Origin of the sequence: Pseudomonas sp. B16(2017) (assembly GCF_002113205.1) — a bacterium.
Taxonomy (GTDB): domain Bacteria; phylum Pseudomonadota; class Gammaproteobacteria; order Pseudomonadales; family Pseudomonadaceae; genus Aquipseudomonas; species Aquipseudomonas pharyngis.
This window is the reverse complement of sequence record NZ_NEKA01000007.1, coordinates 303,205-328,643: the sequence shown is the minus strand read 5'-3', so window position 1 is coordinate 328,643 and position 25,439 is coordinate 303,205. Positions and strand designations below refer to the sequence as shown.

Annotated in this window: 26 protein-coding genes; 14 read left to right on the top strand and 12 right to left on the bottom strand. The window is 61.2% G+C overall.

Annotated elements, in window-relative coordinates:
- Positions 1-5: 5 nt before the first annotated feature.
- The 5 genes from zapE to CAG25_RS14960 all read right to left on the bottom strand — a co-directional run bounded on the left by zapE (position 6) and on the right by CAG25_RS14960 (position 4,423).
- Positions 6-1,124: a cell division protein ZapE gene (gene zapE, locus CAG25_RS14980; protein WP_085611686.1), complete on the bottom strand. Its 1,119-nt coding sequence runs from the start codon at positions 1,122-1,124 to the stop codon at positions 6-8.
- Positions 1,125-1,146: 22 nt separating this feature from the next.
- Entirely contained in the window at positions 1,147-1,488 is a 342-nt protein-coding gene (locus tag CAG25_RS14975) for a nuclear transport factor 2 family protein (protein WP_007957516.1), read from the bottom strand.
- 51 nt (positions 1,489-1,539) lie between these two features.
- Entirely contained in the window at positions 1,540-2,256 is a 717-nt protein-coding gene (locus tag CAG25_RS14970; RefSeq protein ID WP_085611687.1) for a YafY family protein, read from the bottom strand.
- Between the two features lie 89 nt (positions 2,257-2,345).
- The gene (gene speB, locus CAG25_RS14965) at positions 2,346-3,305 is read right to left on the bottom strand and encodes an agmatinase (RefSeq protein WP_085611688.1); all 960 of its coding nucleotides are present in this window, start codon (positions 3,303-3,305) and stop codon (positions 2,346-2,348) included.
- Positions 3,306-3,331: 26 nt separating this feature from the next.
- Positions 3,332-4,423, bottom strand: coding sequence for a polyamine ABC transporter substrate-binding protein (locus tag CAG25_RS14960; RefSeq protein ID WP_085611930.1), 1,092 nt, complete (start codon positions 4,421-4,423; stop codon positions 3,332-3,334).
- Between the two features lie 99 nt (positions 4,424-4,522).
- Between CAG25_RS14960 and CAG25_RS14955 the strand changes: the two genes are divergently transcribed.
- From CAG25_RS14955 to CAG25_RS14940, 4 genes are all read left to right on the top strand, one after another.
- A complete protein-coding gene (locus tag CAG25_RS14955; RefSeq protein WP_085611689.1) occupies positions 4,523-5,422 on the top strand; it encodes a LysR family transcriptional regulator in 900 nt (299 codons plus the stop codon).
- 99 nt (positions 5,423-5,521) lie between these two features.
- Positions 5,522-6,988 carry a nucleobase:cation symporter-2 family protein gene (locus CAG25_RS14950; RefSeq protein WP_085611690.1) on the top strand — a complete coding sequence of 489 codons (1,467 nt, stop codon included), beginning with the start codon at positions 5,522-5,524 and terminating at the stop codon, positions 6,986-6,988.
- A gap of 69 nt (positions 6,989-7,057) precedes the next feature.
- Positions 7,058-7,531, top strand: coding sequence for an LEA type 2 family protein (locus tag CAG25_RS14945; protein ID WP_007957522.1), 474 nt, complete (start codon positions 7,058-7,060; stop codon positions 7,529-7,531).
- 50 nt (positions 7,532-7,581) lie between these two features.
- Complete coding sequence (locus CAG25_RS14940; protein WP_085611691.1) at positions 7,582-8,139, top strand: GNAT family N-acetyltransferase; 558 nt, start codon at positions 7,582-7,584, stop codon at positions 8,137-8,139.
- Here the strand turns inward: CAG25_RS14940 and CAG25_RS14935 are convergent.
- Positions 8,129-9,052 (bottom strand): carbon-nitrogen hydrolase family protein, encoded by a 924-nt coding sequence (locus tag CAG25_RS14935; RefSeq protein WP_085611692.1) that lies wholly within the window; start codon positions 9,050-9,052, stop codon positions 8,129-8,131. The two genes, CAG25_RS14940 and CAG25_RS14935, sit on opposite strands and share 11 nt — an antisense overlap.
- An 84-nt stretch (positions 9,053-9,136) precedes the next feature.
- Between CAG25_RS14935 and CAG25_RS14930 the strand changes: the two genes are divergently transcribed.
- Entirely contained in the window at positions 9,137-10,051 is a 915-nt protein-coding gene (locus CAG25_RS14930) for a LysR family transcriptional regulator (RefSeq protein ID WP_085611693.1), read from the top strand.
- Here CAG25_RS14930 and CAG25_RS14925 read toward each other — a convergent pair whose 3' ends face one another.
- Positions 10,052-10,306: a hypothetical protein gene (locus CAG25_RS14925; RefSeq protein WP_007957535.1), complete on the bottom strand. Its 255-nt coding sequence runs from the start codon at positions 10,304-10,306 to the stop codon at positions 10,052-10,054.
- 153 nt (positions 10,307-10,459) lie between these two features.
- On the opposite strand from CAG25_RS14925, the gene CAG25_RS14920 reads away from it, so the two are divergent.
- Entirely contained in the window at positions 10,460-10,777 is a 318-nt protein-coding gene (locus tag CAG25_RS14920; RefSeq protein ID WP_007957537.1) for a YqjD family protein, read from the top strand.
- Between the two features lie 55 nt (positions 10,778-10,832).
- On the opposite strand, the gene CAG25_RS14915 is transcribed toward CAG25_RS14920, so the two are convergent.
- On the bottom strand, positions 10,833-11,864 hold the full coding sequence (locus tag CAG25_RS14915; RefSeq protein WP_085611694.1) for an Ldh family oxidoreductase: 1,032 nt from the start codon (positions 11,862-11,864) through the stop codon (positions 10,833-10,835).
- Between the two features lie 328 nt (positions 11,865-12,192).
- Entirely contained in the window at positions 12,193-12,462 is a 270-nt protein-coding gene (locus CAG25_RS14910; protein WP_085611695.1) for a PepSY domain-containing protein, read from the bottom strand.
- 154 nt (positions 12,463-12,616) lie between these two features.
- On the opposite strand from CAG25_RS14910, the gene CAG25_RS14905 reads away from it, so the two are divergent.
- Positions 12,617-13,621 carry a FecR family protein gene (locus CAG25_RS14905; RefSeq protein WP_085611696.1) on the top strand — a complete coding sequence of 335 codons (1,005 nt, stop codon included), beginning with the start codon at positions 12,617-12,619 and terminating at the stop codon, positions 13,619-13,621.
- Positions 13,622-13,683: 62 nt separating this feature from the next.
- On the opposite strand, the gene CAG25_RS14900 is transcribed toward CAG25_RS14905, so the two are convergent.
- The gene (locus CAG25_RS14900; protein ID WP_085611697.1) at positions 13,684-16,020 is read right to left on the bottom strand and encodes an acylase; all 2,337 of its coding nucleotides are present in this window, start codon (positions 16,018-16,020) and stop codon (positions 13,684-13,686) included.
- A gap of 294 nt (positions 16,021-16,314) precedes the next feature.
- Between CAG25_RS14900 and CAG25_RS14895 the strand changes: the two genes are divergently transcribed.
- Complete coding sequence (locus CAG25_RS14895) at positions 16,315-16,692, top strand: fe2+ zn2+ uptake regulation protein (protein WP_085611698.1); 378 nt, start codon at positions 16,315-16,317, stop codon at positions 16,690-16,692.
- A gap of 18 nt (positions 16,693-16,710) precedes the next feature.
- Here the strand turns inward: CAG25_RS14895 and CAG25_RS14890 are convergent, their stop codons facing one another.
- The gene (locus CAG25_RS14890) at positions 16,711-16,899 is read right to left on the bottom strand and encodes a hypothetical protein (protein ID WP_039768149.1); all 189 of its coding nucleotides are present in this window, start codon (positions 16,897-16,899) and stop codon (positions 16,711-16,713) included.
- 157 nt (positions 16,900-17,056) lie between these two features.
- Here CAG25_RS14890 and CAG25_RS28660 point away from each other — a divergent pair, with 157 nt between their 5' ends.
- From CAG25_RS28660 to CAG25_RS14865, 6 genes are all read left to right on the top strand, one after another.
- A complete protein-coding gene (locus CAG25_RS28660; RefSeq protein WP_178076145.1) occupies positions 17,057-17,197 on the top strand; it encodes a hypothetical protein in 141 nt (46 codons plus the stop codon).
- A 262-nt stretch (positions 17,198-17,459) separates the two neighbouring features.
- Complete coding sequence (locus CAG25_RS14885; protein ID WP_085611699.1) at positions 17,460-18,719, top strand: MFS transporter; 1,260 nt, start codon at positions 17,460-17,462, stop codon at positions 18,717-18,719.
- A complete protein-coding gene (locus CAG25_RS14880) occupies positions 18,719-19,849 on the top strand; it encodes an acyl-protein synthase (RefSeq protein WP_085611700.1) in 1,131 nt (376 codons plus the stop codon). Before CAG25_RS14885 ends, CAG25_RS14880 begins: the two co-directional genes overlap by 1 nt.
- Before the next feature lies 1 nt (position 19,850).
- Positions 19,851-22,295 (top strand): aldehyde dehydrogenase family protein, encoded by a 2,445-nt coding sequence (locus tag CAG25_RS14875; protein WP_085611701.1) that lies wholly within the window; start codon positions 19,851-19,853, stop codon positions 22,293-22,295.
- Positions 22,279-23,568, top strand: coding sequence for a phenylacetate--CoA ligase family protein (locus CAG25_RS14870; protein WP_085611702.1), 1,290 nt, complete (start codon positions 22,279-22,281; stop codon positions 23,566-23,568). Before CAG25_RS14875 ends, CAG25_RS14870 begins: the two co-directional genes overlap by 17 nt.
- Positions 23,568-24,485: a GNAT family N-acetyltransferase gene (locus CAG25_RS14865; protein ID WP_085611703.1), complete on the top strand. Its 918-nt coding sequence runs from the start codon at positions 23,568-23,570 to the stop codon at positions 24,483-24,485. The genes CAG25_RS14870 and CAG25_RS14865 overlap by 1 nt, the downstream gene beginning before the upstream one ends.
- Before the next feature lie 40 nt (positions 24,486-24,525).
- Here the strand turns inward: CAG25_RS14865 and CAG25_RS14860 are convergent, their stop codons facing one another.
- Positions 24,526-25,059 carry a hypothetical protein gene (locus CAG25_RS14860; protein WP_064596317.1) on the bottom strand — a complete coding sequence of 178 codons (534 nt, stop codon included), beginning with the start codon at positions 25,057-25,059 and terminating at the stop codon, positions 24,526-24,528.
- Positions 25,060-25,439: the final 380 nt, after the last annotated feature.

The window sequence follows — 25,439 nt, the reverse complement described above, 5'->3', positions numbered from 1 at the left end:
GTGTTTCAGGTCTCGGCGAAGCGTTGCAGCTGCATCTCCTGCAAGCGGCTGAGGGTCCGGCGGAACGGGAATTCCAGATAGCCCTCGGTATACAGCGCGTCCATCGGCACTTCAGCCTCGATGAACAGCGGCACCTTGCGGTCGTAGCACTCGTCGACCAGCGCGATGAAGCGGCGCACGCCGTCGTCGTGCACCGACAACTGCGGCAATTCGCGATCGCCGGCCACCACCCGCTCCGCGCCATCCTCGGTGCCACGGGCGATCCGCCCTTCGCGTTTTTTCGCGCTGAGGTTCGGCACCTCGCTCAACAGGATAGCCCGGTAGGTGTCGCACAGCGCGATGAAATCCATGGCGGCGAACGGTTGCTCGCACAGGTCGGCGTAACGGCACCACAGCACCGAATCGCTGGCCTGCACCACGTTCAGGGCACGGTAACCGACCGGCACCGGTTCGCCACTGACGGTTTGCCCGGCCGCCAAGGCGTCGAACACCTGGCTTAGCGCGCTACCCTGCCCCGGCTGAGTGACCCAGTAGCGCTGCTCGATGGCGCCGGGATGCAATCGATGATCTTCGGCGCCGTTTACCGCGACCACTTGCATGTGCTGCTTGATCGCGGTGATCGCCGGCAGGAAGCGGTCGCGGTTGAAGCCGTCGGCATACAGCTGATCCGGCGGCAGGTTGGAAGTGCAGACCACCACCACGCCCTCGTCGAACATCACTTGAAACAAGCGCCCGAGAATGATCGCGTCGCCGATGTCATTGACGAACAGCTCGTCGAAACACAGCACTCGCACTTCAGCCGCCAGCTCACGGGCCAGGACCCGCAATGGATCGGCGATCCCGGTCAACTGAAAGGAACGCTGGTGCACCCAGCCCATGAAGTGGTGAAAGTGCTGCCGCCGCGCCGGCACCCGCAGGCTCTGATGAAACTGATCCATCAGCCAGGTCTTGCCGCGCCCGACCGGGCCCCACAGGTAAACGCCGGTGACCGAACGGGCACCGGCGTGCAGGGCTTCATGGCATTTTTGCAAGGCCCAGACCGCGTGTTCCTGAGCTTCATCCTGGATGAAGCCCTTGTGGTCGACGGCGTATTGCCAGGCGCTCAAGGGGGAGTCGAAAGTCATGCGCGGCAGTATGCCACGACGGCTACAGGGAAATATCCAGCCGAGCGATTTTGCCCTGTTCGTTGAGGCGGAACGTGTAACGCAGCTCCAGCGGGCTGCCGGGAAACGTTCCGGAGATCAGCCCTTGCACCAGTACTTTGCCGGTGCGCTGCTGGACGCCGAGCACTTCGACCCGTGGCTGATAGCGCTGGGCGGTGTCCTGCATCCAATTGGCGATGGCCTGCGGGCCGACCTGATGATGGCCTTCATCGAACACATGGGCATCCTCGGCAAAAAAACTGCCGACCCGGGAGGTATCGCGAGCATTGGCAGCATTGATGTACTCAACGATGGCCGGGGCGAGTATCGAGGTGGGATGAAACATGAGTGCAGCTCCTTTTTTCGGGTTCTGTCGCCATCCTAGAACAGCCCTGCGTCAATTCCTGTCAGGAGTGAAACGGCCGTTTTCGTCCAGTTGCATCAGCCGCTGCCAGGTGCGCAACAGGTCGCTGCGGCGCCCCGGATAGCGCTCGCCCTGCAGGCTGGCGGCGGCAATCCGGTCGGTGCGAAACGTACGATAGGCGCCGCGCAATTCGCACCACGCGACGATGATCCGCACCTCGTTGAGAAAGCCCAGCGCCAGCGGCCAGATCAACCGCTGGCTTTGCACCTGCTGCGCATCGGCGTAATCGATGTGCAGCTTGGCCTGATCGCGGATGGCGTGGCGGAACACGTTCAACGGCACGGCGTTTTGCGGAAAACTGTAACCCGGCGGCCCGGGCATGACGGTCGGATTGCGCAGCGCCTCCTGGGCCTGCGGGTCCAGCACCGCAGCGATTTTCGCCAGTGCATCCGCAGCCGCTTTGCTCAGCACCTCGTCGCCGCGCTGATCGACATACCGCAGGCCCAGCACGATGGCTTCGGTCTCGTCGGCGTTGAGCATCAGCGGCGGCAGAAACAGACCGCTGCGCAGCACATACCCGATGCCCGCCTCGCCATGGATCGGCGCGCCGAGGGCGGTCAGTTCGGCGATATCGCGATAGAGGGTGCGTTCGGAGATTTCCAGCTCGGAGGCCAGTGTTGCTGCGGTGACCGGGCGCTTCTTGCCACGCAGCACTTGCAACAGGGTCAACAGTCGAGTGGTTCGCGACACGGTGTGAGGCTCTGGGCAGAAAATTTGCCGGAGCTTAGCAGAGCCTGGTGTCAGAAATTGTCAGGAGCTTTCACCAGGCTCGGAGGGGATCACGCGTCGACTTTATGCCTGGCCGCGTACAGGCAAAGCATCTCCATGGCCAGGGTTGCCGCCGCCAGCGACGTCACATCCGCATGGTCATAGGCCGGCGCCACTTCCACCACGTCCATGCCCACCAGATTGATCCCGCGCAGGCCGCCAAGGATCTCCAGCGCCTGCACTGTGCTCAGGCCGCCGCACACCGGCGTACCGGTGCCCGGCGCAAAGGCCGGATCCAGACAATCGATGTCGAACGTCAGGTACACCGGGTGATCGCCGACCCGCGCGCGAATCGCGTCAACAATGGCTTCGCAACCACGGCGATGCACCTGCCGCGCATCGAGCACCTGAAAGCCCTGATGATCGTCATTGGTGGTGCGCAAACCGATCTGCACCGAACGCGCCGGATCCACCAACCCTTCCCGCGCTGCGTGCCAGAACATGGTGCCGTGATCGACCCGTTTGCCGCCCTCGTCCGGCCAGGTGTCGCTGTGGGCATCGAAGTGGATCAGCGACAACGTGCCGTGCTTGCGCGCATGGGCCTTGAGCAGCGGATAGCTGATGAAATGATCGCCGCCGAAGGTGAGCATGGCGCTGCCGGAGCTGAGGATGTGCTCGGCGTGGGCTTCGATGCTTTCCGGGATGGTGTGCGGCGAGCCGTAATCGAAGTCGCAATCGCCGTAATCGATCACCGCCAGATGATCGAACGGGTCGAACGTCCATGGCCAGTGCCGTTCCCAGGCAATCCCGGTGGACGCTACGCGAATCCCGCGCGGCCCGAAACGAGCGCCAGGACGGTTGCTGGTGGCGGTGTCGAACGGCACACCGCTGACCGCCACGTCCACGCCGCGCAGGTCGCGGCTGTAGCGTCGGCGCATGAAACTGGTGATCCCGGCGTAAGTGCTTTCGGCAGCAGTGCCGTAAAGGCTGTCACGGGTCAGGGCCTGATCGTTTTGCACTGGCACGTCCATCGGTGTGCTCCTGTTGTTATGAAAGGCTATTGGCGGCTACGGAAAGTGGTCCACAGGCGTGTGCGCTGGCGCATGTCCTTGAGGCTCATGCTGTGGTCGGCGTACAGCCGCTCGCGCACTTCGGGTTTTGGGAAAATGTCCGGATCGCTGCGCACCGCCTCATCCACCAGCGGCATGGCGGCCTGGTTGGCAGTGGCGAAGAACAGCGTATTGGTCAGCGCCGCCACGGATTCGGGGCGCAACATGAACTCGATGAAAGTCCTTGCGGCTTCGGGGTGGGGCGCGTCTTTCGGGATGGCGAGGTTGTCCTGCCACACCAGCGTGCCTTCCTTGGGAATCCGGTAAGCGACTTCGAACGGCTTGTTGGCCTTGCGCGCCTGATCGGCGGCCATACTCGCGTCACCGTTGTAGGTCAGCGCCAGGCAGACGCTGCCGTTGGCCAGATCATTGATCTGCCGACCGGTGGCGACGTACAGCACCGATGGCTGCAACTGCTGCAACAAGGCTTCGGCGGCGGCCAGATCTTTCTTGTCGGTGCTGTAGGGATCTTTCCCGAGATAGTGCAGCGCCAGGCCGATCACTTCCTGTGGCGAATCGAGAATCGCGATCCCGCAATCCTTGAGCTTGCTGGCGTATTCGGGCTTGAACAGCAGATCGAGGCTGTTGAGCGGCACGTCGGGCAGCCGCTGCTTCACGGCTTCGACGTTCATGCCCAGACCGAGCGTGCCCCAGGTGTAAGGCACGCCGTAACGGTTACCGGGATCGACCGCTGACAGTTTTTCCAGCAGATCCGGATCGAGATTGGCGTAACCCTTGAGCCCTTCGTGAGGGATTTCCTTCAACGCGCCGGCGGCCAACCCACGGGCCAGCACGCTGGACGAAGGCACCACCACGTCATAACCGCTACCACCGGTGAGCAGCTTGGTTTCCAGCACCTCTGAGGTATCGAAGGTGTCGTAGCGCACGTGAATGCCGGTTTCCTTTTCGAAGCGCTGCAAGGTTTCCAGCGCCACGTAATCGGCCCAGCTGTAGAGATTGAGCGTCTTCTCTTCGGCCTGGGCGGCGATGGAGACGGTAAGCAACAACGCGGGCAAACACAGCTTGAAGACGGGAGCCATGACGAACACCTGACCGAAGGAAGTGGTGGCAGGATGCGCCGTCGGATACATTCGAAAAATATCAAGTTTGTTAACCTGACTTTATCCAGAAGTAATGTGATGCTCGGTCAGCTCCACGATGTCGATCTTCAGCTTCTGCGGCTGTTTCTCGGCGTGGTCGAATCCAATGGTTTCAGCGCAGCCCAGGGTGAACTGGGGCTGAGCCAGTCGAGCATCAGCCAGCAAATGGCCAAGCTTGAAACCCGTCTCGGCTATCGGGTGTGCAACCGGGGCAAGGGCGGTTTCAGCCTGACGCCCAAGGGCGAGCAACTGTTGATTGCCGCGCGGGCGCTGTTCGATTCGATCGAAACCTTCCGCCATCAATCCAACGGCGTCGCCGGGCGCTTGATTGGTGAAGTGCGCCTGGGCCTGTCGGAAGCGGTCGATCAAACGGTGCTGCAACGGGTGGCCGAGGCGATCCGGCGCTTTCGCGAGCGGGACGAATCGGTGCGCATCGAGTTGATCAGCGCCATGCCCGGCGAAATGGAGCGCCTGCTGCTGCAACAGCGGCTGGACCTGGCCATCGGTTACTTCTCCCAGGTACAGAGCGCGTTCGACTACCGCGAACTGTTCAGCGAAACCCAGCATCTGTATTGCGCGCCCGGCCATCCGCTGTTTACCGACGAGGCCCCTGATGACGCGGCGTTGCAGGCCTGCGACCGGGTCGATCACCCGTATCGGTTTTTGCGCAGTGACGAGCCATTTCAGGGCAAGGTCTGCTCGGCACGCTCGGAACAGGTCGAAGGCACCCTTGCCTTCATTCTGTCCGGCAAACACGTCGGTTATCTGCCCAACCATTACGCCCGCCAATGGCAGGACAAGGGCCTGTTGCGGCCAGTGCGCGAAGGCGAGTTGAGCTTTGACGTGGCGTTCCATCTGGCCCGCCATCGGGCGCAAGTGCCCGGCGATGCGCAGAAGGCTTTTGAAGAAGACCTGCTGTCAGCCTTTGGTCGAACCTGACCTTTTGGGCAGTTTTAATGCGTTGCCCTCGTCTCCCGCTTACGGCATCCTGCGCACCCATTTTCCGACCCGGCCCCGCATTGCGGCACGCAAACCACCATGACCGTCTCTGAAAAAGCCCCGCGCAACAACGATCTGATCTACGGCCTCAACGACCGTCCGCACTTCACCGCAACGGTGTTTGCCGCCCTGCAACACGTGCTGGCCAGCTTTGTCGGCATCATCACCCCGACCCTGATCATGGGCGGCGCCCTCGGCCTGCAAAGCGAAATTCCGTACCTGATCAGCATGGCGCTGTTCGTTTCCGGCCTCGGCACCTTCGTTCAGGCCAAGCGCTTCGGCCCGGTCGGTTCGGGGCTGTTGTGCCTGCAAGGCACCAGTTTTTCCTTTATCAGCGTGATTCTCAGCGCCGGCTTCATGGTCAAGGCCCGGGGCGGCGGCACCGATGAAATCCTCTCGACGATCTTCGGCGTGTGCTTCTTTGCCGCGTTCATCGAAGTGGTGCTGAGCCAGTTCATCGGCAAGTTGCGCATGCTGATCACCCCGGTGGTGACCGGCACCATCATCACGCTGATGGGCCTGTCGCTGATCAAAGTGGCGATGACCGACATTGCCGGCGGCTTCGGCGCGGCGGATCTGGGCGCGGCCAGTCACGTGTTCCTGGCAGCGCTGGTGCTGGGCACCATCGTGGTGTTGAACCGGGTCGACGTGCCGTTCCTGCGGTTGGGCGCAATCGTCATCGGCCTGACCCTCGGCTACGTGGTGGCGTGGCTGATGGGCACCGTGGATTTCGCCAACCTGCCCGAAGTGCCGGTGGTCAGCGTGCCGGTGCCGTTCAAGTACGGTTTCAACTTCGACTGGGTGGCGTTCGTGCCGGTGGCGGTGATTTTCCTGGTGTCGCCGCTGGAAGCGGCCGGTGACCTGACCGCCAACTCGATGATCTCGCGGCAGCCGGTCAAAGGCCCGCTGTACATCCGCCGGATCAAGTCCGGCCTGCTCGCCGACGGCCTCAACTCGGCCATGGCGGCGGTGTTCAACAGCATGCCGATGGTGACCTTCGCCCAGAACAACGGGGTGATTCAGCTGACGGGCGTGGCCAGCCGCTACGTGGCGTTCTTCATTGCCGGTCTGCTGGTGTTGCTGGGACTGTTCCCGATGATCGGCGCGGTGCTGCAACTGATGCCGAAACCGGTGCTCGGCGGCGCAGAGCTGGTGATGTTCGGCACTGTGGCGGTGGCCGGAATCAAGATCCTCGCCGAGGCCGGCCTGCATCGGCGCAACATGCTGATCGTGGCGATTTCCGTCGGCATGGGCCTGGGCATCGCCGCCGTGCCGGAAGTGCTGCGCGAGCTGCCGCAGGCGCTGCGCAATATTTTCGAGTCGCCGATCACCGTCGGCGCGCTGTGTGCCATCGTGCTGAATATCTTCCTGCCGGAAGAATTCATCGAACTGGAAGAGGATGACTTCGATCCGGAAGCCTCTATCCTTCAGGTCATGGAAAACCCCGACCTGCCGGCCAAAGCTGAACCCGCAACAAACGCCGCTGTCGCACAGTTGAACCGTTGATCCTGTCCGCTCCATCAAAAAGGGCTGATACCGGCAACGGTTCAGCCCTTTTTCAATGAGAGAGCATCAATGCGCCGCCTCCAAGCCGTCATCCTGTCCCTGCTTCTGCTCTCCCTCAGCGCCTGCGCGCTGTTTCCCAACCGCGACCCGGTGAACATCAACGTGGTCGGCCTCGAACCGCTGCCGAGCCAGGATCTGGAAGTACGCTTCGCGATCAAGCTGCGGGTGCAGAACCCCAACGAAACGCCCATCGACTACAACGGCATCGCGCTGGATCTGGAGGTCAACGGCCACTCGCTGGCGTCGGGTGTGAGCGATCAGAGCGGCTCGATTCCACGGTTTTCCGAAACCATTGTCAGCGTCCCTGTGAGCATTTCCGCGTTCTCGGTGCTGCGCCAGACCCTCGGCCTGAGCCAGACCCAAACTCTCGACAACCTGCCCTATGTGCTGCGCGGCAAACTGGCGGGCGGGCTGTTTGGCACGATGCGCTTTGTCGATACCGGCAAGCTCAGTCTGCCGAGGGCCAGTGCCGCAACCTGGTAAAGATGCGGTAGTCTGCACGGCCCACTGTCAGAACATGGAAGTCGTGGTTTATGCAAGACACGCCCACGCTGTACACCGAACGGCTGATTTTGCGTCCGCTTGAACTCGCGGATGCCGAGGCCATCCAGCAGCAATTTCCCCACTGGGAAGTGGTGCGATATCTAAACGTTTTCGTGCCCTGGCCTTACCCGGACGACGGCGCCCTCACCTACCTGTGCGACATTGCGCTGCCTGCCGTTGCGGCCGGCAAAGAGTGGCACTGGACGATTCGCCTAAGATCGGCGCCAGAGCAATTGATCGGCAACATCAGCCTGATGGACGAGCCGGACAACCACCGTGGGTTCTGGCTCGCCCCGGCCTGGCAGGGTCAGGGCCTGATGACCGAAGCCAGCGAAGCCGTGACCCGGTATTGGTTCGAAACCCTCGATCAACCGTTGATGCGCGTACCGAAAGCCGCACCGAACCTCGGTTCGCGAAAGCTCTCGGAGCGCAGTGGCATGCGCTTGATCCGCACCGATGAGGACGACTTTGTCGGCGGTCGCTTCCCACGGGAAATCTGGGAAATCACCCGCGAAGAATGGCGGCGCCGACAATCCGTCAAACCGTGAAACGCACGCCCGGTTTAGCCCGCTCATCGACGCTCAACTCGAACACATCCGGGCGCGCATAGTGGCCGACCACGTCGTAGTCGTAGCGGGCGCGCACCAGTTCGGCGGTGTCGATCTCGGCGGTGAGCAAGCCGGCCTCGCCGCGCAACGGCCCGGCCAGCACATCGCCCATCGGCCCGACGATCACGCTGCCGCCGGCGATCAGCGGTCGATCCCCCGGCCAGTTGGCAACTTCCACGCCCAACTCATTCGGCGAGGCCTGCACCTGACAGGCGCTGACCACAAAACAGCGCCCTTCGTGGGCGATGTGGCGCATGCTCACCTGCCACATCTCGCGCTCGTCCACTGTCGGGGCACACCAGACCTCAATGCCCTTGGCGTACATCGCCGTGCGCATCAGCGGCATCATGTTTTCCCAGCAGATCACTGCGCCGAGCTTGCCGACCTGAGTGTCGAGCACCGGCAGCGTCGAGCCGTCGCCCTTGCCCCAGATCAGCCGTTCGGTGCCGGTGGGCATCAGTTTGCGGTGCTTGGCCACCAAGCCCGCCTGCGGGTCGAAATACAGCGCGGTGCAATGCAAAGTGCTGCCGGCCCGCTCGATCACGCCGATCACCAGGTTGGCCCCGGTACGCGCCGACAGCCCGGCCAGCGCTTCGGTTTCCGCCCCCGGCACATCGATAGCGTTGGCGAAGTAACGGGCGTAGGCCTCGCGGCCTTCCGGCAAGCGATAACCCAGCTGCGTGCCGAACCCCTCGCCTTTCGGGTAACCGCCGAGCAAAGCTTCGGGCATCACCACCAGCGCGGCGCCGGACTCGATGATCGCGGTTTCCCAGCTCAGGATCTGCTCCAGGGTCTCAGCCTTGCCACCGGGCAAGGCGCCGATCTGCAGGGCGGCAACGATTGATTTGGGCATGGTGGTCACTCCGTTAAGTTCAGGTGTTGCTCATTCTCCGGCGCCACGGGATCATGAATAAAGATCGATCCACTGCTGAATGATATGAGCCAAATGAATATCGCAACCGTCGACCTCAACCTGCTGAAAGTCTTCGAAGCCCTGCATGAAGAGTCCAGTGCCAGCCGCGCGGCGTTGCGCCTGGGCGTGACCCAGTCGGCGGTCAGCGCGGCCTTGCGCCGGTTGCGCGAAGTGTATGGCGATCAATTGTTCGTGCGCACCGGCCGCGGCCTGGCGCCGACGCTCAAGGCCAACCAATTGAAACCGGTGGTCAGCGATGCCCTGAACAAATGCCGGCAAAGCCTGGCGATGGTCGACCCGACCGCCAATCATTACGAAGGACGTTCGGTCACTGTGGGCCTTTCGGATGACTTCGAGATCGCTTACGGCCGTCGGCTGATCGAGGAAATCGCCCGTCGCGCACCGAAACTGCGGCTGATCTTCCGCCAGACCCACAGCCAGATCGTCGCCCGGGCGCTGATGGAACGCAGCATCGATCTGGCAATCACCGCCGGCGGATTTGCCGAGCGGCTGCTCAGCCGTCAGGTGTTGGGTGAAGGGGGTTACGCGTGTCTGGTGGATCCGGCGAGCCTGGCGCCGGGTCAGCAGCAGATCGATCTGGAAGAATTCGTCACCCGCGAGCACCTGCTGGTGTCGTCTGGCGGTTTTATCGGGATCACCGATGAAGGGCTGGCGGCGCTGGGCCGGACTCGCCGGGTCTGCGCCTCGACCACGCATTTCGCCGCGTTGCCGCATCTGCTCAAGGGCAGCGAGGCGGTGGCGACCATTCCGACCCACGCGGCGCAGGCCATTGCCTCACTGAGCGGGCTGGCACTGCTGCCCTGCCCGCTGGCGCTGCCGCGTTACCCGATCGAACTGGGCTGGCGCACCAGCACCCAGATCGATCCGGTGGTGCTGACGGTGCGCGAAGCGATAGGCGCCAGTTTCAGGTCCGAGTGATTACTTGTTGGCCGCCATCAGACGATTGACTTCACTGCGCACCATGTTGGCGAATTCCGGCGGCGACATGCCGTCCAGTTCCGCGCGCACGAACTCGGCCCATTTACCCTTGCGCTTGGAGCGCTCGCCGAACAACCGCGCGGCCTCGCCCTTGGCTTTGCCCAGATTGTTCTGCCAGAGTTCGAACAGTCGGGATTTCTCATCTTCCAGCGCGGCGCGCTCTGCGAGGGATTTGTCGGCCAGATTGAAACTCATCGGGAATTACCTGCTGCATGAAATGGCGACATCTTACACGCTGGACGGAAACCTCTGACGCTGGTTTTTGTTCCGGATGGAAAATCGCTGCAACTTTTCAAGGCGCGCCACACTCCATTGTTCACTGTCCATTCACCTGCAAGGAGTCACCCAATGGCCCGGAAAACCGCCGTTCAAGCCGCCGAAGACCAAATCAAGGACCAGGCCTTCAGCGAACTTCAGGCGCTGATCGAAGAGTCGGAAAAACTGCTCAAGAGCAGTGCATCCCTGGTCGGCGAGGAAGCGGAGACCCTGCGCGGGCAAATCGCCCAGAAATTGCAGCAGGCGCTGGATTCGGTCACCAGCGTGCGTGACCGCACCAAACCGGCGGTGGACGCCACCGAGAGCTACATCGGCGGGCACCCGTGGCAGACCGTGGCGATTTCCGCCGGGTTCGGCCTGGTGGTCGGATTGTTGCTCGGTCGCCGCTGAGCGCGAACAAAAAAGGCGAGCCCTCGGGCTCGCCTTTTTCATGCCCGGCAAAAACTCATTCGCCGGCCAGTTCACGCAACTGCGCCAGGGTCTGCTGATCCAGTTCGATCCCTTTGGCCAGTGACTTGGCCCGCTGCAAATGCCGCCGATCCCCCGGCAAGCGCTTGAGCCCTACCCCGTGCATCTGCCGCACCAGTTCCTGACTGCGCTCGGCAAAGCTTTGCCCGGCGGTCTTGCTTGGATCTATCACGATCAGCAACTGACCGGTCCACGGGGTCTTGGCGCCGGGGTGGTTCTTCCAGTCGAACTCGAACGAGAAATTTCCACCGGTCAGCGCGGCGGCCAGCAGCTCGACCATCATCGACAGCGCCGAGCCTTTGTGTCCGCCAAACGGCAGCAATGCACCGCCTTCCAGAATCGCCTTTGGGTCGCAGGTCGGCTGGCCGAGGCTGTCGACCCCCATGCCCGCCGGCAGTTTCTCGCCTTTGCGCGCTGCGATCTGCACGTCGCCATGGGCGATGGCGCTGGTGGCCAGGTCGAACACGATCGGCGCACCGTCAGCCCGGGGTGCGGCGAAGGCGATCGGGTTGGTGCCGAACAATGGCCGGTCGGCACCGTGGGGTACCACGCAGGTCATGCTGTTGACCACGCTCAACGCCACCAGACCTTCATCGGCAAAAGGCTCGACGTCCGGCCACAGCGCGGCAAAGTGGTGGGAGTTGCGGATCGCCAACACCGCAATCCCGGCACTGCGGGCCTTTTCCATCAGCAGTGGACGTGCCGCCGCCAGCGCAGGCTGGGCAAAACCGTTGCCGGCGTCGACGCTGACAAACCCTGAAGCCACGTCCTCGACTTTCGGCACGGCCTTGCCGTTGACCCAGCCGCTGTTGAGCGTCGAGACATAACCGGGAATCCGGAATACGCCGTGACTGTGAGCACCGTCCCGCTCGGCACTGGCGCAATTGGCGGCCAGGGTTCTGGCGACTTCGGCCGAGGTGCCGTGACGGGTGAAAATCGTTTCCAGCAGTTGAGTCAGCTCGTCCAGGGACACCTTGGACGAGACCGCATGATCGTGTGGCGCAGACATCTGAAGCTCCAGAGTAATTATTGGAGGGAACAACAGCGAACGAACAACCCGCCAGAGGATTAACCACGGCTGGCCGGTGGCCTGTCAACCCCGCAATGGACAGCCGATTTCCAGACAGCGGGCTCAATACCCTTCACATTCAGATCAATCCCAATCTGACACTGGCCGGCCCCGCCAGAAACCTCGTCGAATTTGCCCTCGATCACATCAATGTCGCCCAAAGCACCGGGTAGAAAGGGTCGGCCAGCTGGAGCCGATCCGAGCGTTTGATTCACGCATAAAAAATGCGCAGGCTCGACACCTGCGCATCGCTCCACAACCGTGGGGGTCAGTCTTTCTGATCGCGAAGGACATTGCCGGAGGCGCCGTCGATACGGAATTCGTACACCATCCCGTCGGCCTTGCGTCCTTCGCCTTTCCAATAGCCGTCGTTGTCGGCCTCGATTTCGTAGACCTCGACATATCCGGCCTTGGTTTTCACGGTTTCGATGGCCTTTTCGATGGTGATCCATCCTGCGCCCGGGCGGTCGGCCAGTGCCGCGCCTGCGCTCAGAAGACTGGCGGTTGCAACCACAGCGGCCAAGGTTCTTTTGATCATGTTTTCACTCCATTTATGGTTAATGTTCGCGGGATGTCCTGTTTTTTGGGGCGCTGCAGCGAAAAAAAGTTCCACGTTTGATGGGTAAATGCCATGACGGCTGTTCTCGGCGCCTTCCGCCCAAGGTTAGAATGCGCGAAATCAGGATGAGTCAATGACCCAGAACCCTCTCTCGGAAGCCGAATACGATGCAATCACCGATGCCGCCGCGCATTGGTGCATGCGCCTGCACGCCGTTGACTGCACCGCTGAAGAGCGCATGGCGTTCGAGCAATGGCGCGATGCGCACCCGCTTCACGCGTTCGAGTATGAGGCGATGCTGGAAATCTGGGACGTCGCTGAACACCTGCCCCGGCCGGCAACGGCACCGGCCCTGCCGATTCATCCGACGGCGACCCGGTCATGGCGCCAGTACGCCGTAGCGGCTTGCGTCTGCGCACTGGCTTTGCCGCTGGCGGCCTGGACCGGATGGAACCTCGGCTGGCTGCCTGACAGCTATCAGCATTTCGCGGCCACCGACAATGTCCGCCATGTCACCCTGGGCGATGGCAGCCAGGTCGAGCTGAATCTCAACACCGAACTGACCTACAGCAATTACAGGGACGAGCGTCGCGTCACCCTGAAAAAGGGCGAGGCGTTCTTTGAAGTCAGCCACGACCTGAGCCACCCGTTCGTCGTCAGGGCCGCCGAAGGCAGGATTCGCGTCACCGGCACACGCTTCAACGTCTGGATGTATGAGGATCAGGTGAAGGTCAACCTGATCGAGGGTTCCGTGCTGGTCACCAGCAACACTCAATTGCCCGGCGATGGTCTGCGCCTGGGGCCTTCGATGCAGGCACGCTACAGGCATGGCGATTTCACTCCGCAGATCAGCCAGACCTATGCCAACGACAACGCACTGGCCTGGCGCAGCGGCAAACTGGTGCTCGACAACCTGCCGCTGAACGAAGCATTGCCGCAGATCAACCGTTACCTGGACAAGCCCCTGATGCTGGCCGACAACGCCACCGGTTCGATCCGGGTCGGCGGCATTTACAACATCAAGGAACTGAACAGCTTCGCCAGTTCTCTGCCCAAAGTCCTGCCGGTCTTCCTGACCCGCAACAAGGACGGCAACCCGGTGATCAACCCGATGCCGCAGCAACCGCCAAAAAACTGAAGGCCGTTCCCGTGAGGGAGCGGCCTTGTGCTTTTGCGGTTGTCCGCAGGTTGAACAGCTGATTACTGCGCCGCGACTTTCCCCGTTTTTTCCAGGTCATCGCGCACGGTCTGCACCTGATATTGCGGATCGGCCTCGATCTGCTGTTCGGTGAACGGCAACACACTCCACTGTTTCTTCGAGAAGGCCTCGGTCTGATCCCGGGAATACTTCGACGCCGGATCGCTGGATAACGAGAATGCCAGCAGGCCCTGGGCATGCGGTCCCTTGTCATCGAACGTCACGACTTGCAGGTAACTGGTGCCGCTGACCACTTCCAGCTTGCCGTCTTCACGGGGCACGCTCTGGATGGCGTTGTAGATGCCGAGCGTGCCCGGACCACCGTGAATCGGCGTTTGCTGGCCACCACTGCTGACCACCTGCACATCCCCCCAGCGGGTGCTGGCGTTCAGGCCCATTTTTACCGCCGATTCGGCCGACGCCAGCATGGCCTCGCGCAGTGCCTTGGCCACTTCCGGTTTTTCAACGGCCAGCCCGCGCGGGGTGTGCTGAGCATCCTTGGGATCGAACGCCACGCGCCAGGCCTGCGGCGATTCCTGCATCGCTTGCATGATGTTCTGGAAATGCACCAGGCCGACGCCCGACTCCAGATTCGCCCGACCATCCCACGCCTTCAGGCTGCTGCATACCGATTTCAACGCGGCCTCAGACTGCGAAGCACAGAACTTTCGCAGGTCCGGCACCACCTGAGTCGCCAGGAATACCTGATCGTCCATCACCATGTGTTGCAGATCCTGCACCGACACCGGGCCTTTCTTGCTCAGGGTCGCCAGACGATCCAGCGCAAAGCGCGAGCGCAGGCCCAATGGCTGGCCGTCCTGACTGATCAGCGGCGAGAAGCCGGTCAGCGGTTGCGCCGGGTTGGCCAGCCAGGCCGAATCGTTGGAGTGCTGGACGAAGTCCTTGCGCAACAATTGTGGCAACTGACTGGAAGCGTAAATGCCCTTCTGTGCGGCTTGCGGGTCGATGTCCCAGGTGCAGGTGCTGTTGGAACCGTCGAGCACGATCATTTTCAGACCGGCGCGCGGGTCGCTGCACCTGGCCAGTTTGTCGGCGCTGACGTTCGGCACCACCGACAGGTTCATGTACAGCGTCTGGCCCTTGTCATCCACGGCCAGGGTGTTGACCCACGGGATGCCCTGAATCGTGTGCACCGAATCCTGCAGATCCTTGAGATTGCCGGCGCGGTTCATGGCGTACCACTGCTTCAACACCCGATCGTTGTCGAGGTTCGCATCGCGAAGGCTATAGGCGAACTGATTGTCCCAATCGAGCTTGCCGGGCCATTGCACAATCGGGCCGAACTGCGAACTGTAGACATCCCGCGAGACCGGCACCACCTGACCGTCCGCCTGTTTGACCTGCACGGTGACCGTCTGCTTGTTCATCGGCAAGGACTGGCCGTCGAGCAGGTAACGGGTCGGATCCTTCGGATCGAGTTGCAGGCGATACAGGGTGAAATGCTTTGACGAATCGACGGTGTGGGTCCAGGCCAGGTGCTGGTTGAAGCCAATGTTGATCACCGGCAGGCCCGGCAGCGCCGCGCCCATCACATCCAGTTTGCCCGGAATGGTCAGGTGCATCTGATAGAAGCGCATGCCGCCGACCCACGGGAAATGCGGGTTGGCCAACAGCATCCCACGGCCATTGAACGAACGCTCGCTGCCGACCGCCACGGCGTTGCTGCCACGGTCCAGTGCGAAGCGTTGCAGGCGCGTGTCCGCCAGTTGATAGGCCCGCGCATCGTTTTCAATCTTCGCAGTGGCCTGCGGCGGAGTAGCACCCGCCAGCGCTTCGGCGAACTGGCCCACCCCGCCCTCGACCAGCAGACGACGGGTCAGCTTCACCAGGTCCTCGGCGGCGATATCGCGCACCCATTCACCCTGGCACTGTTGTGGCAAGCCCTGCTGACGGCGTTCGGCCAGATAACGGTTGTAGCCGGCGGCATAACCTTCCACCAGATCACGCACTTCGACCGGCTGGGCCTGCCAGAAAGCGTTCACTGCCTGCGGCGTGTTGAGCCACTGGAAGAACACGTCGCTGACGCGGTTCTCGCGCTCTTCGACTGTCAGTTGCTCCGGCCCGAAGTACCGCGACCGCTCGCCATTGACCGTCACGACTTCGTTGGCCAGCAGGCACAGGTTGTCCTGCGCATAGGCATAACCGATGCCGAACCCGAGACCACGTTCGTTTTCCGCGCGGATGTGCGGTACGCCAAAACCGGTGCGGCGGATATCGGCGCCGGTCTGGCCGGAAGGGCTGAACGCCTGCGCCGACAGACTCAGCCCGAGAAACAGGCCGGCAAGGGTCAGTCCGGTGAATTGCCTGGAAATAGTCACGCTCGCTCCTGATCGAAATGCCGAAGAGCGAACCGCCCGCCACCGTGAACACGTCGGACCCGGCTCGCTCTGAAATCACCCACGCGTCACACGCAATGAGCCTGTCCAGAAAACGAAGCCGTGGAAAAAAAATTTAGTCGGTCACACACCTGTTTCGTGCCGCAATCACGGGGAAAAGACAAAACCACGACAAATTTTCTACATTTTCCGCTTCATGATTTGTCGAGCTGAAACGTCTTGTTTAGGGAGAGCACGAAAAACCTTTCCTGATCAGGCTCTGAAAGGAGTAATCGCATGTACAACCCACCCCTACCATCGGAAGGTAGCCAGACCCCACAAGGAGCGCCCATGGGTTCACACGCCGACGTATTCGGGCAACGGGTCGAGCGTCACGGCAATGAACGCATCCGTATGCTGCTTAAAAGCTTCGGCCTGCGCACCAGCCTGATTCGCCTCAAAGTCATCGACACCCTGCTGGTCGCCGCCGAGGACGACCGTCGTCTGGGTGTGCGTGGTGTTCACAGCCAGTTGCTGGATCTGGACATTCCCTTGTCCTTCCTCAGCGTGCGCGAAGTACTCAAGCGCCTGTGCGCCGAAGGCGTGATCACGTTCAACGACGACAAGAGCTACAGCCTCCATCCCCAGGCTGCCGCCGTGCTCAACCACGATTGAAGCGCCCGGCAGATGCCGTCAGGGCTTGACCTTGCGGCGCATCACGCCGTTGATCACCACAACCACCACCGCCACACCGATGGCGATGTACTGGAACGTTTGCTCGCTGAGCTTGCCGGCGTTTTGCAGCCAGGACAGGCCGAGCATGATCAGCAGTACGGCGAGGGCGATCAGAATCGAATATTTCAAGCGTTGCTTCTGGGTCATTACAGGTTCCTGAACCGTTGGAATGTATCGGGTTTGTATCGGCGTCGATGCCATGCACATACCCTTTCACGGGGATATGCCGCTGCAAACGGGGTCTCATGTTACAGCCGATGAAGAGCTTTGGCTTCAGGCGGCTTTAACCATGAGGATTTTCGAAATGCTGCGTCGAATCACCTGGCTGATTCCTGTCCTTGCACTGCTCACCCTGAGCGGCTGCATCATTTTTCCCCACGGCGGCTGGCATGGCGACCATCGCCACTACGCGCCGCAAGGTCCGGGCTACTACGACCATCGTTAAGTCATGTTGCGAGAAGGATGCCAGCGTCCATTCATTCAAATGCAACAACTGATTTAGTGTCAGCCGAAATGCCCACAGGAATGTGGGCATTTTTCTTAAGACTCCCCCCATTATCTTGTCAGGCAATTCGCTCTTGCGAGTAGGCATCCCGACTTGTGCAACATCACGCAACCCCCCGTCATAGAGCGTCACAGCAATGACGTAGGAACAGTCTGACCCCGCCTCTACCCTTTGCGCTCTCTCTCGAATCCCGTGGAAGCGTATGCAAAGAACTCTCATCAATCTCTCGCCGCGGCAGGCGCTCGGTTTCTGCCTCGCCATCATGCTGTTCGAATGGCTGACCTACATGGCCAGCGACATGGTCATGCCGGCGATGCTCACCGTCACTCGGGATCTTGAAGCCGATGCCCGTCATATCCCCAACGCTTTCAATCTCTACCTGATCGGTGGAGTGTGCCTGCAATGGCTGATCGGACCGCTTGCCGACCGGTTCGGTCGACGCCCGTTGTTGCTGGCCGGTTGCGCACTGTTCGGTGCAACGTGTGCAGCGACAGTCTTTACGCCCGGTATTGAAGTTTTCAACGCATTAAGGCTTATCCAGGGCATGGGGCTGGGGTTTGTGGTGGCTGTCAGCTATCCCGCACTTCAGGAAGTATTCTGCGAAGCCGATGCGGTGCGCCTGATGGCGCTGCTCGGCAATGTTGCACTGCTTTCGCCGCTGATCGGTCCGCTGCTGGGCAGTCTGTTGTTGGAATGGCTCAGCTGGCGCGAACTGTTTCTCGGCCTGGCCCTGGTTGCCGTACTTGCATGGACCGGACTGTACGCCTGCATGCCCGAAACCATCGGCGTGGTCCGTCGTGATGGCACTCAGCAACCGCCCATGGCCTTTTCCCTTCGCCAGATCGGTGTTCGATACCTTGCATTGGCGCGCAACAAAAACTTTCTCGGGACCTGCGTTGCACTTGGCCTGATGAGCCTGCCGCTGATCGCCTGGATCGGTCTTGCACCGCTGTTGCTGATCCAGTCACTGGGGCTGACAACGCGGGAATATGCCCTGTGGCAGATACCGGTCTTTTCAGCCGTCATTCTCGGCAATCTGATTCTCGACCGGTTGCTGCCCACACGTGAATTGCCGCAATTGATTCGCCTGGCACTGTGGCCGTACTGCCTGGGGCTGCTGACCCTGGTGGCCGTTGCCATGACCGGTCTCTCCCTCACCGCACTGATTGCCGGCCTCGCGCTGTACGCCGTAGGGCTGGGCATGAGCAACGCAGCCCTGTATCGGCTGGCGCTGTTTTGCAGCGATGACAGCAAAGGACTGGTCTCGGCCGCGATCGGCATGATTTCGATTGCCGTAATGGGTGCCGGTGGATCGTTGATTGCCGCCATCGGCGGCGGCCTTCGCCTCGATTTCTTTGCGCTGTGGGCCGCGGTCGGCGGCCTGCTGTGCCTGCCCCTGCTCAACCGGTTTTTGCCTGCTGCGGCAAGGCCGACCGTTCACCATAACGATAAGGACTTCTGATGTTCCATTTCCCCCACAGCGACAAGCTCTGCGCGTTGACGCACCCCTATTGCCCGGACTCTGTGCCGGACGGGCTGTTCGATCAGGCCATGGTCGAGATCAGCCGTTTCCACAGCCTGCATACCCCGGGCTACGAACGCTGGCTGAACGCCAACGGGCTGACCGTGGACAATCTGAACACCCTCGACGACTGGTCGCGTCTACCGCCGATTTTCGCCAGTTTTTTCAAGCAGCACCTATTGCTCAGCCCCACCGGTACCCACGCGTTGGAGCTGACATCCTCAGGCACCAGCGGTCAGAAAAGTCGCATGCGTTACGACGAACGCAGCCTGGGCGCCGCCCAGTACATGGTCGAACGCATCTTTCACCATTATGGCTGGAGCAACCCGCAAACCCCGTGCAACTACTTGCTTTTGAGCTATGAGCCGGAGGGCACGATCAGCCTGGGAACCTCCTTTACTGACCAGTTCCTGTGTCGGTTCGCCCCCGTCAATCGAGTGGCCTATGCCCTGCGCCGTACCGGCGGCGGCCACGAGTTCGACAGTTTCGGCGTCATTGCCGCCCTGCAATCCTTCGCCGAAGAAGGCTTGCCCGTACGGATTCTCGGCTTTCCCGCCTTTCTCTGGCAGACCCTTGAACGCATGCGGGCCACCGGCGTTCGCGAACTGCAACTGACACCGGACTCGCTGGCACTCTTCGGGGGTGGCTGGAAAACCCATGCCGCGCAGGAGATTCCCCGTCAGCAACTGTACGAGCGCATGCACCGACAACTGGGCCTTGAGGTCTCTCGCTGCCGTGACGGTTACGGCGCGGTCGAGCATCCGGTGCCTTACCTTGAATGTGCTCATCATCATTTCCATGTGCCCGTCTATTCGCAGGTCTTCGTGCGCAATCCGTCCGACTTCACGGTTCTGCCGTATGGCCGTCAAGGCTTGCTGAGTTTCGTCTCGCCCTACATTTCATCGAGTCCGGCCCACGCCGTGGTCATGAGCGATCTGGCCACCCTGCATCCAGGCGCCAGCTGTGGCTGCGGTCTATCTGCAGACTGGTTCGAACTGCATGGCCGCGCCGCGACCACGGCCGGCAGAAGCTGCGCCCTGGCCGCCGCTGAACTGCTGGGGAGGCATTGACATGTATCTGATCAACGGACAGCTTCACCCCGACTACCGGCTCGACGCCGCACTGGAGCAACTTCATCTGGACCTGCCACAGCGACTGGGCACGGCACTCCAGCGTGGGACAGTCCTCGATGCGGTAGCGGTTTTCTCCACCCGACTGCACGATCCGGATCTGCCTCTTGAACCTGAACACCGTCAATCCCTGATCGAGTTCTGCCAGCCTGATGCCCTGCAGCACAAACTGCAACGTGAGCTGGGGGAGCAACCGGATGCCTTGCGCCGCATCGACTATCGCGAGTCGCACTTCGAACGCTGGAGCCCGCTGGGTCTGGTGGTGCACATCACCCCTGGCAATGCACCGCTGTTGGCCTTCTGCGCCGTGATCGAGAGCCTGCTGGCCGGCAACGTCAACTGGCTGCGCCCCAGCAGCAGTGACCAGGGCCTGACCGCTCGCTTGCTCCATGCGCTGACTCAGTGCGACGCCACCGGCCAGATCGCAGGACACGTCGCGGTCATACCAGCAACGACCGAGCAAATCGGCCAACTCTGCGAACGCGCCAACGGCATTTCAGCCTGGGGCGGCGAATCGGCGCTTCAATCCATCCGCCGGCAGATCCCGGCCGGCTGTCGCTGGATCGACTGGGGTCATCGGATCAGTTTTGTTTACCTGACTCCCGAGACCGCCTCGCCAGAGGCGCTGGACGCGGTGGCGGATGAAGTCTGTCGTCTCGACCAACAGGCCTGTTCCAGCCCGCAATGGCTGCTGGTGGACAGCGATGACGAAGCTGTTCTGCGCATCATCGGCGCGGGCCTGGCAAAGGCGTTGGAACGTCGGGCCCAGCACTGGCCGGCCTTGATGCCGTCACTTCAAGAGGCGTCGCAAATCACCACAGACACGGCGATCGCGCAGTTGACCCAGAGTTTTGTCGGCCCCCCCGGACATGTCTGGAAAGCACCGGGCTGGCGGGTGATCTGGACGCATGACCAGCAACTCGCGCCCTCGCCGCTGTTTCGCAGTGTGCTGCTCAAACCACTGCCACGAACGCAAGTCATCGAGGCGCTCGTGCCTTGGCGAAACATGCTGCAAAGCTGCGCCCTGATCTGCTCCGAACACGAGACAGCAGAACTTTCGCAGATGCTGATCGCAGCAGGCGTCACGCGAATCGCCCCCGTTGAATCGATTCACGAAGGTTACGAGGGCGAACCCCACGACGGTGTCTATGCCTTGCAGCGCCTGAGTCGGCGGGTCTCGGTCAGCCTGCCGGTTGCGACACTGACGGCCTGTGCCACGCTCGATCCGCTACCGGTGCCGCCCGGCGTCGCAGGTCGCCCGATCATGACAAAGGAAACGTTTATCGCCCGCCCGATCAATCCGGCGGCCCGCCTGTACTTCCGCTCCGGGGGCAGCAGCGGCGTTCCGGTGTTGTCGGGTTTCAGTTACCGCGATTTTGATCGGCAAATGCGTGCCGCCGCCGACGGGCTGTTTGCCGCAGGCCTCGACCCGGCCCGCGACCGCGTGATGAACCTGTTCTTCAGTGGCGGGCTGTATGGCGGCTTCTTCAGCTTTTCCAAAGTGCTGGAGCTACTGGGTGTCACTCATCTGCCGATGGGCGCGCCCGCCGATGACGATTACCGCGAAATCGCCCGTTTGATCATCGAACAACGCGTCACCACACTGGTCGGCATGCCGAGCACCCTGCATCGTCTGTTTCTAAACGAGCAGTCACGATTGCGTGACTATGGCGGCATCGAAAAGGTCTTTCTCGGCGGTGAGCATCCCGGCGAACAGAGCCTTGCGTTGATGCACAGCTGTGGCGTCAGGCTGATCCGTTCGGCCATTTACGGCAGCGTCGATGCCGGGCCGCTCGGTCATGCCTGCCCGGCAACGTCTGATGGCGTATTCCATCTGATGAGCGATATTCAACATCTGGAAATCGTCGCGTTTGAAGCCGATCAGCCGGTGAATGGCGATGAAATCGGCCGTCTGGTGTTCACCTCGATAGAACGACAAGGCCAGGACGTTCAGCGATACGACCTTGGCGACAGCGGCCGCTGGATACCCGGCCGGTGTCCATGCGGGCTGCCGGCTCCACGCTTCGAGCTGCTGCAACGTCACGGCCGGCTGCTGCGCATCGGCACGGACTTCATCTGTCTGGAAACACTGGCTCGGCATCTGCAGGTCGAGTTCCAGCTGGTCCTGGAGCACGCACCCGACGGGCTGGAGCGGATGCGGTTTCGCAGTTCGCTGCCCGCCCGCGAAGTTCATGACCGCCTGCTGAATTACCCGACGCTGGCGACCCTCATCCGCACGGGACTGCTGACGGTGGACGCAGAACACTGTGCGATCGATCAGTTCGCCCGAAACAAACACAGCGGAAAGACGCCGCAGGTGATCGACAACCGCAGCGTGGTCCCGCCCACTGACTTGCAAGGAATGCAACATGAACACAAGGATTGAGTTGAACGAGCTCGTGGCGTTTGCCCGTCGCCATTCAAGCTTTTACGCAGGCCACTTCGCTGATGTGCCCGAGCACGTCACTTCGCTGGCTGAATTGCCGGTGATCGATCCCGCTGCCTACTGGGAAGGCAGCCAGGATCTCGACCACTGGCCTGCACTGACCGGCTCTCTGGAAAACGCACTGGTATTCAAGACGGGGGGAACCACCAGCGCCGGCAAATTCTCGATTTTCCGGCGCCAGGAATGGCAAACACTGGTGACGGATTTCGGTCGCAGTCTCAGCGGCCAGTTGAACGCGGGCGACCGCATCGCCAACCTGTTTTTCGCTGGCGACCTCTACGCCAGTTTCATCTTCACCCACGATGCGCTGGCGCATGTGGAAACGGATATCGTCGAATTTCCGTTCACCGGTCATGTCGACTCGGCCATCCTCGCCGATGCCGTCGTTCGGCACCGAATCAATGTGCTGGCCGGACTGCCCGCCCATTTGCTGACCTTTGCGGCCTGGCTTGAGCAGCACGGGCGGGTACTCGAGGGCGTGACCACCCTGCTCTACGCCGGGGAAAGTCTGTTCCCGGCACAACTGCGACGATTGGGCCGTATCTTTCCCGGTGCGCGCATTGCGTCTCTGGGCTATGCCAGTGTCGACGCCGGTTTCATCGGCGCCAGTCAACGTGACTGCGCGTTGGGCGAACATCATGCGGCGGACAACCATAGCGTGCTGGAGATTCTCGACGAAGAAACCGGAGAGGTGATTGACGGGTGCAACCGGGTGGGACGACTGGTGGTGACCAACATGACCCGTCGCTTGATGCCGTTGATTCGCTATCCGGTCGGCGATCGCGCCTGTTGGCGAGAGCCCGGTAATGTTCCTCGGCGCAAATTCGCGTTGATGGGACGCTGTGCCGACAGTCAGCGGGTTCGTGTCGGCATACTGACCCTCCTGCCTCAGGCCATCGGCCAAACCGTACAGCAGATTACCGGCAGTGAAGACTGGCAACTGGTGATCGAACAGGAAGGCACAAGGGATATTCTGCGCCTGCGCTGGGTACCGGATGCCCTGTCTGCGATGGCTGAGCAGGCAGACCGGTTACTGCACCGTGCGTTGATCGAAGACTATCCATTGATCGAAGAGTTGAGCACCGGGCATTTGCTCGAATTGCAGATCCGGCGCTGCACGATTCAGTCACTGTCACGCCATCCTCGGTCAGGTAAACAGCAGCGTGTAGTCGATCTGCGGGTATACGACAATCTGCACCGGGAGGACCGTTGATGGAAACCCTGATCCTGCGCAGTTACCGTAACAGCGACGCCCGTGCCGTCAGCCAGCTTTTCAGAAAGGTCTACGCCAACCAATACGCTCAGCCCCATGTTTACCTGCCGCGCATGATCACGCAGAACCATGTCGGCGGTCGCTGGCATTCATTGGTGGCGGTGTCGGAGGGAAAGATTCTGGGGCACGCGGCATTGATTCGCGACAAGGAGTCGCGCATTGCCGAACTCGCATTGAGCGTGGTGGATCCGCAGAGCCGTGGCCAGAACGTGGCCACCCGACTGAGCCGGCAATTGCTGGTTCATGCCCAGGCGCTCGGATGCCACGGCGTGACGATCAAGCAGATGACCCACCATCCCTACACGCAACGGATGGCCGCCCGTCTGGGGTTTCACAACACCGGGCTGCTACCCGATCATGCCCCTTCGCCCTTTGGCGAACCGGTGCCGGAGTCGTTGGTGCTCGGCTATCTCCAGATCGACGGATACCAGCGACCGTTGCCAAGCCTCGCATGGCCGGATGGCTGCCGCGAGTTCATGCAGCAGATGGTCGACATGTTCGGGACACGGGACAACCCATCACCCTGGGTCGGCGACCCCATACAACTGGATCAGCGTTGGGGGCGCTATGACGGCGTATTGGAATCGCTTGACGACGGATTGCTCAAGCAACTGCAGCAGTTGCCGGACCATTGGCTGATTTCGATCAGGCTCAGACTCGCGCAGGGTTTCGACAGTGCCTGGCGCCAGTTGTCGACCATGGACTTCACCTTCACCGGGCTGGCGCCCGATGAAAAAGGCTCGGGATGGCTGGCCCTGTTTCATCGCGGGTTCCAGCCAGGAACGCTGACATTGCACTGTCCGCGGATGCAACGTCTGCAGGAAGACATGCGGCGTCGGGAACTCAATGTGCCATGAACGACGAGGCCCGCTCCGTTAACCGGGCGGGCCTGCGTGATCACGCCTTGGCGCTGACACCCTTGTCGGTAGGAGGCTTGCGCTCCCCACCCTGACCGTAGGTCTGCAAATTCTGCAGCACATAGATGGCTTTCTTGTACTCGGGGATCAACGTATTGGCGTACTTGTTGCCCTTGAGATTGTTGTTCTGGATGGTATCCAGTTGCGTCGCGAAGTACTCCAGCGCATTGAACTTGGCGTCCGGATCCTTCTGAATGCCGAAGCGATCAAACTTGTCGCCGGCGTTGAGCAGAGTAATGGACGTGACTTCGGAAATCAGGCCACGGCTGCGCAGCATTGCACTGAGGCTGCCCAATTGTTTGGCCGAAACATTGGTGGGATCGAAACCCTTGATGTTTTTGTGCAGACCCTGCTTGTCCATCTCGGCGATGCTGATTGCGTTGGGGTCGTTGCCGACCAGAGCCAGCATCTGCTTGACCTTCACGCTTTGGGAAACCGGTTTGCTCGAGCTTCCTGTGTCTCGAACCAGCAAACCCGCCTTGGGTTGCCAGGCACCGGTATAGCCGATAGTCATGAGCAGGCTCCTTGCGAGGAAAACATGAAAAATTCCTTGTTGGACGACTTTTGAGTTGCCCGGAGTATCGGCCGGCAAACTAATGGCACCAACTCCTTTCTGCACTTTTTTACAATTTTCGTACATTCACGATACAAACCGACAACAGCCCCGGAAATACGGGACCAGAGCATTCATGACAATGTGATGAAAGTGGGTTTATCGCTCTAATGTTCGGGACAGTTAGTCCTCGTGTATCAGGCCGGATACGCTCCATCGGTCGGGATTGCATCTTTTAGGACGCAAGTACCTAAAGCTTCCCGAAGTCGCGACGATACGTTAGGAAACCCGCGCTGTTTTCCCCCTGCCCACAATAAGAATCCCTGCTCAAGGACCGGTTT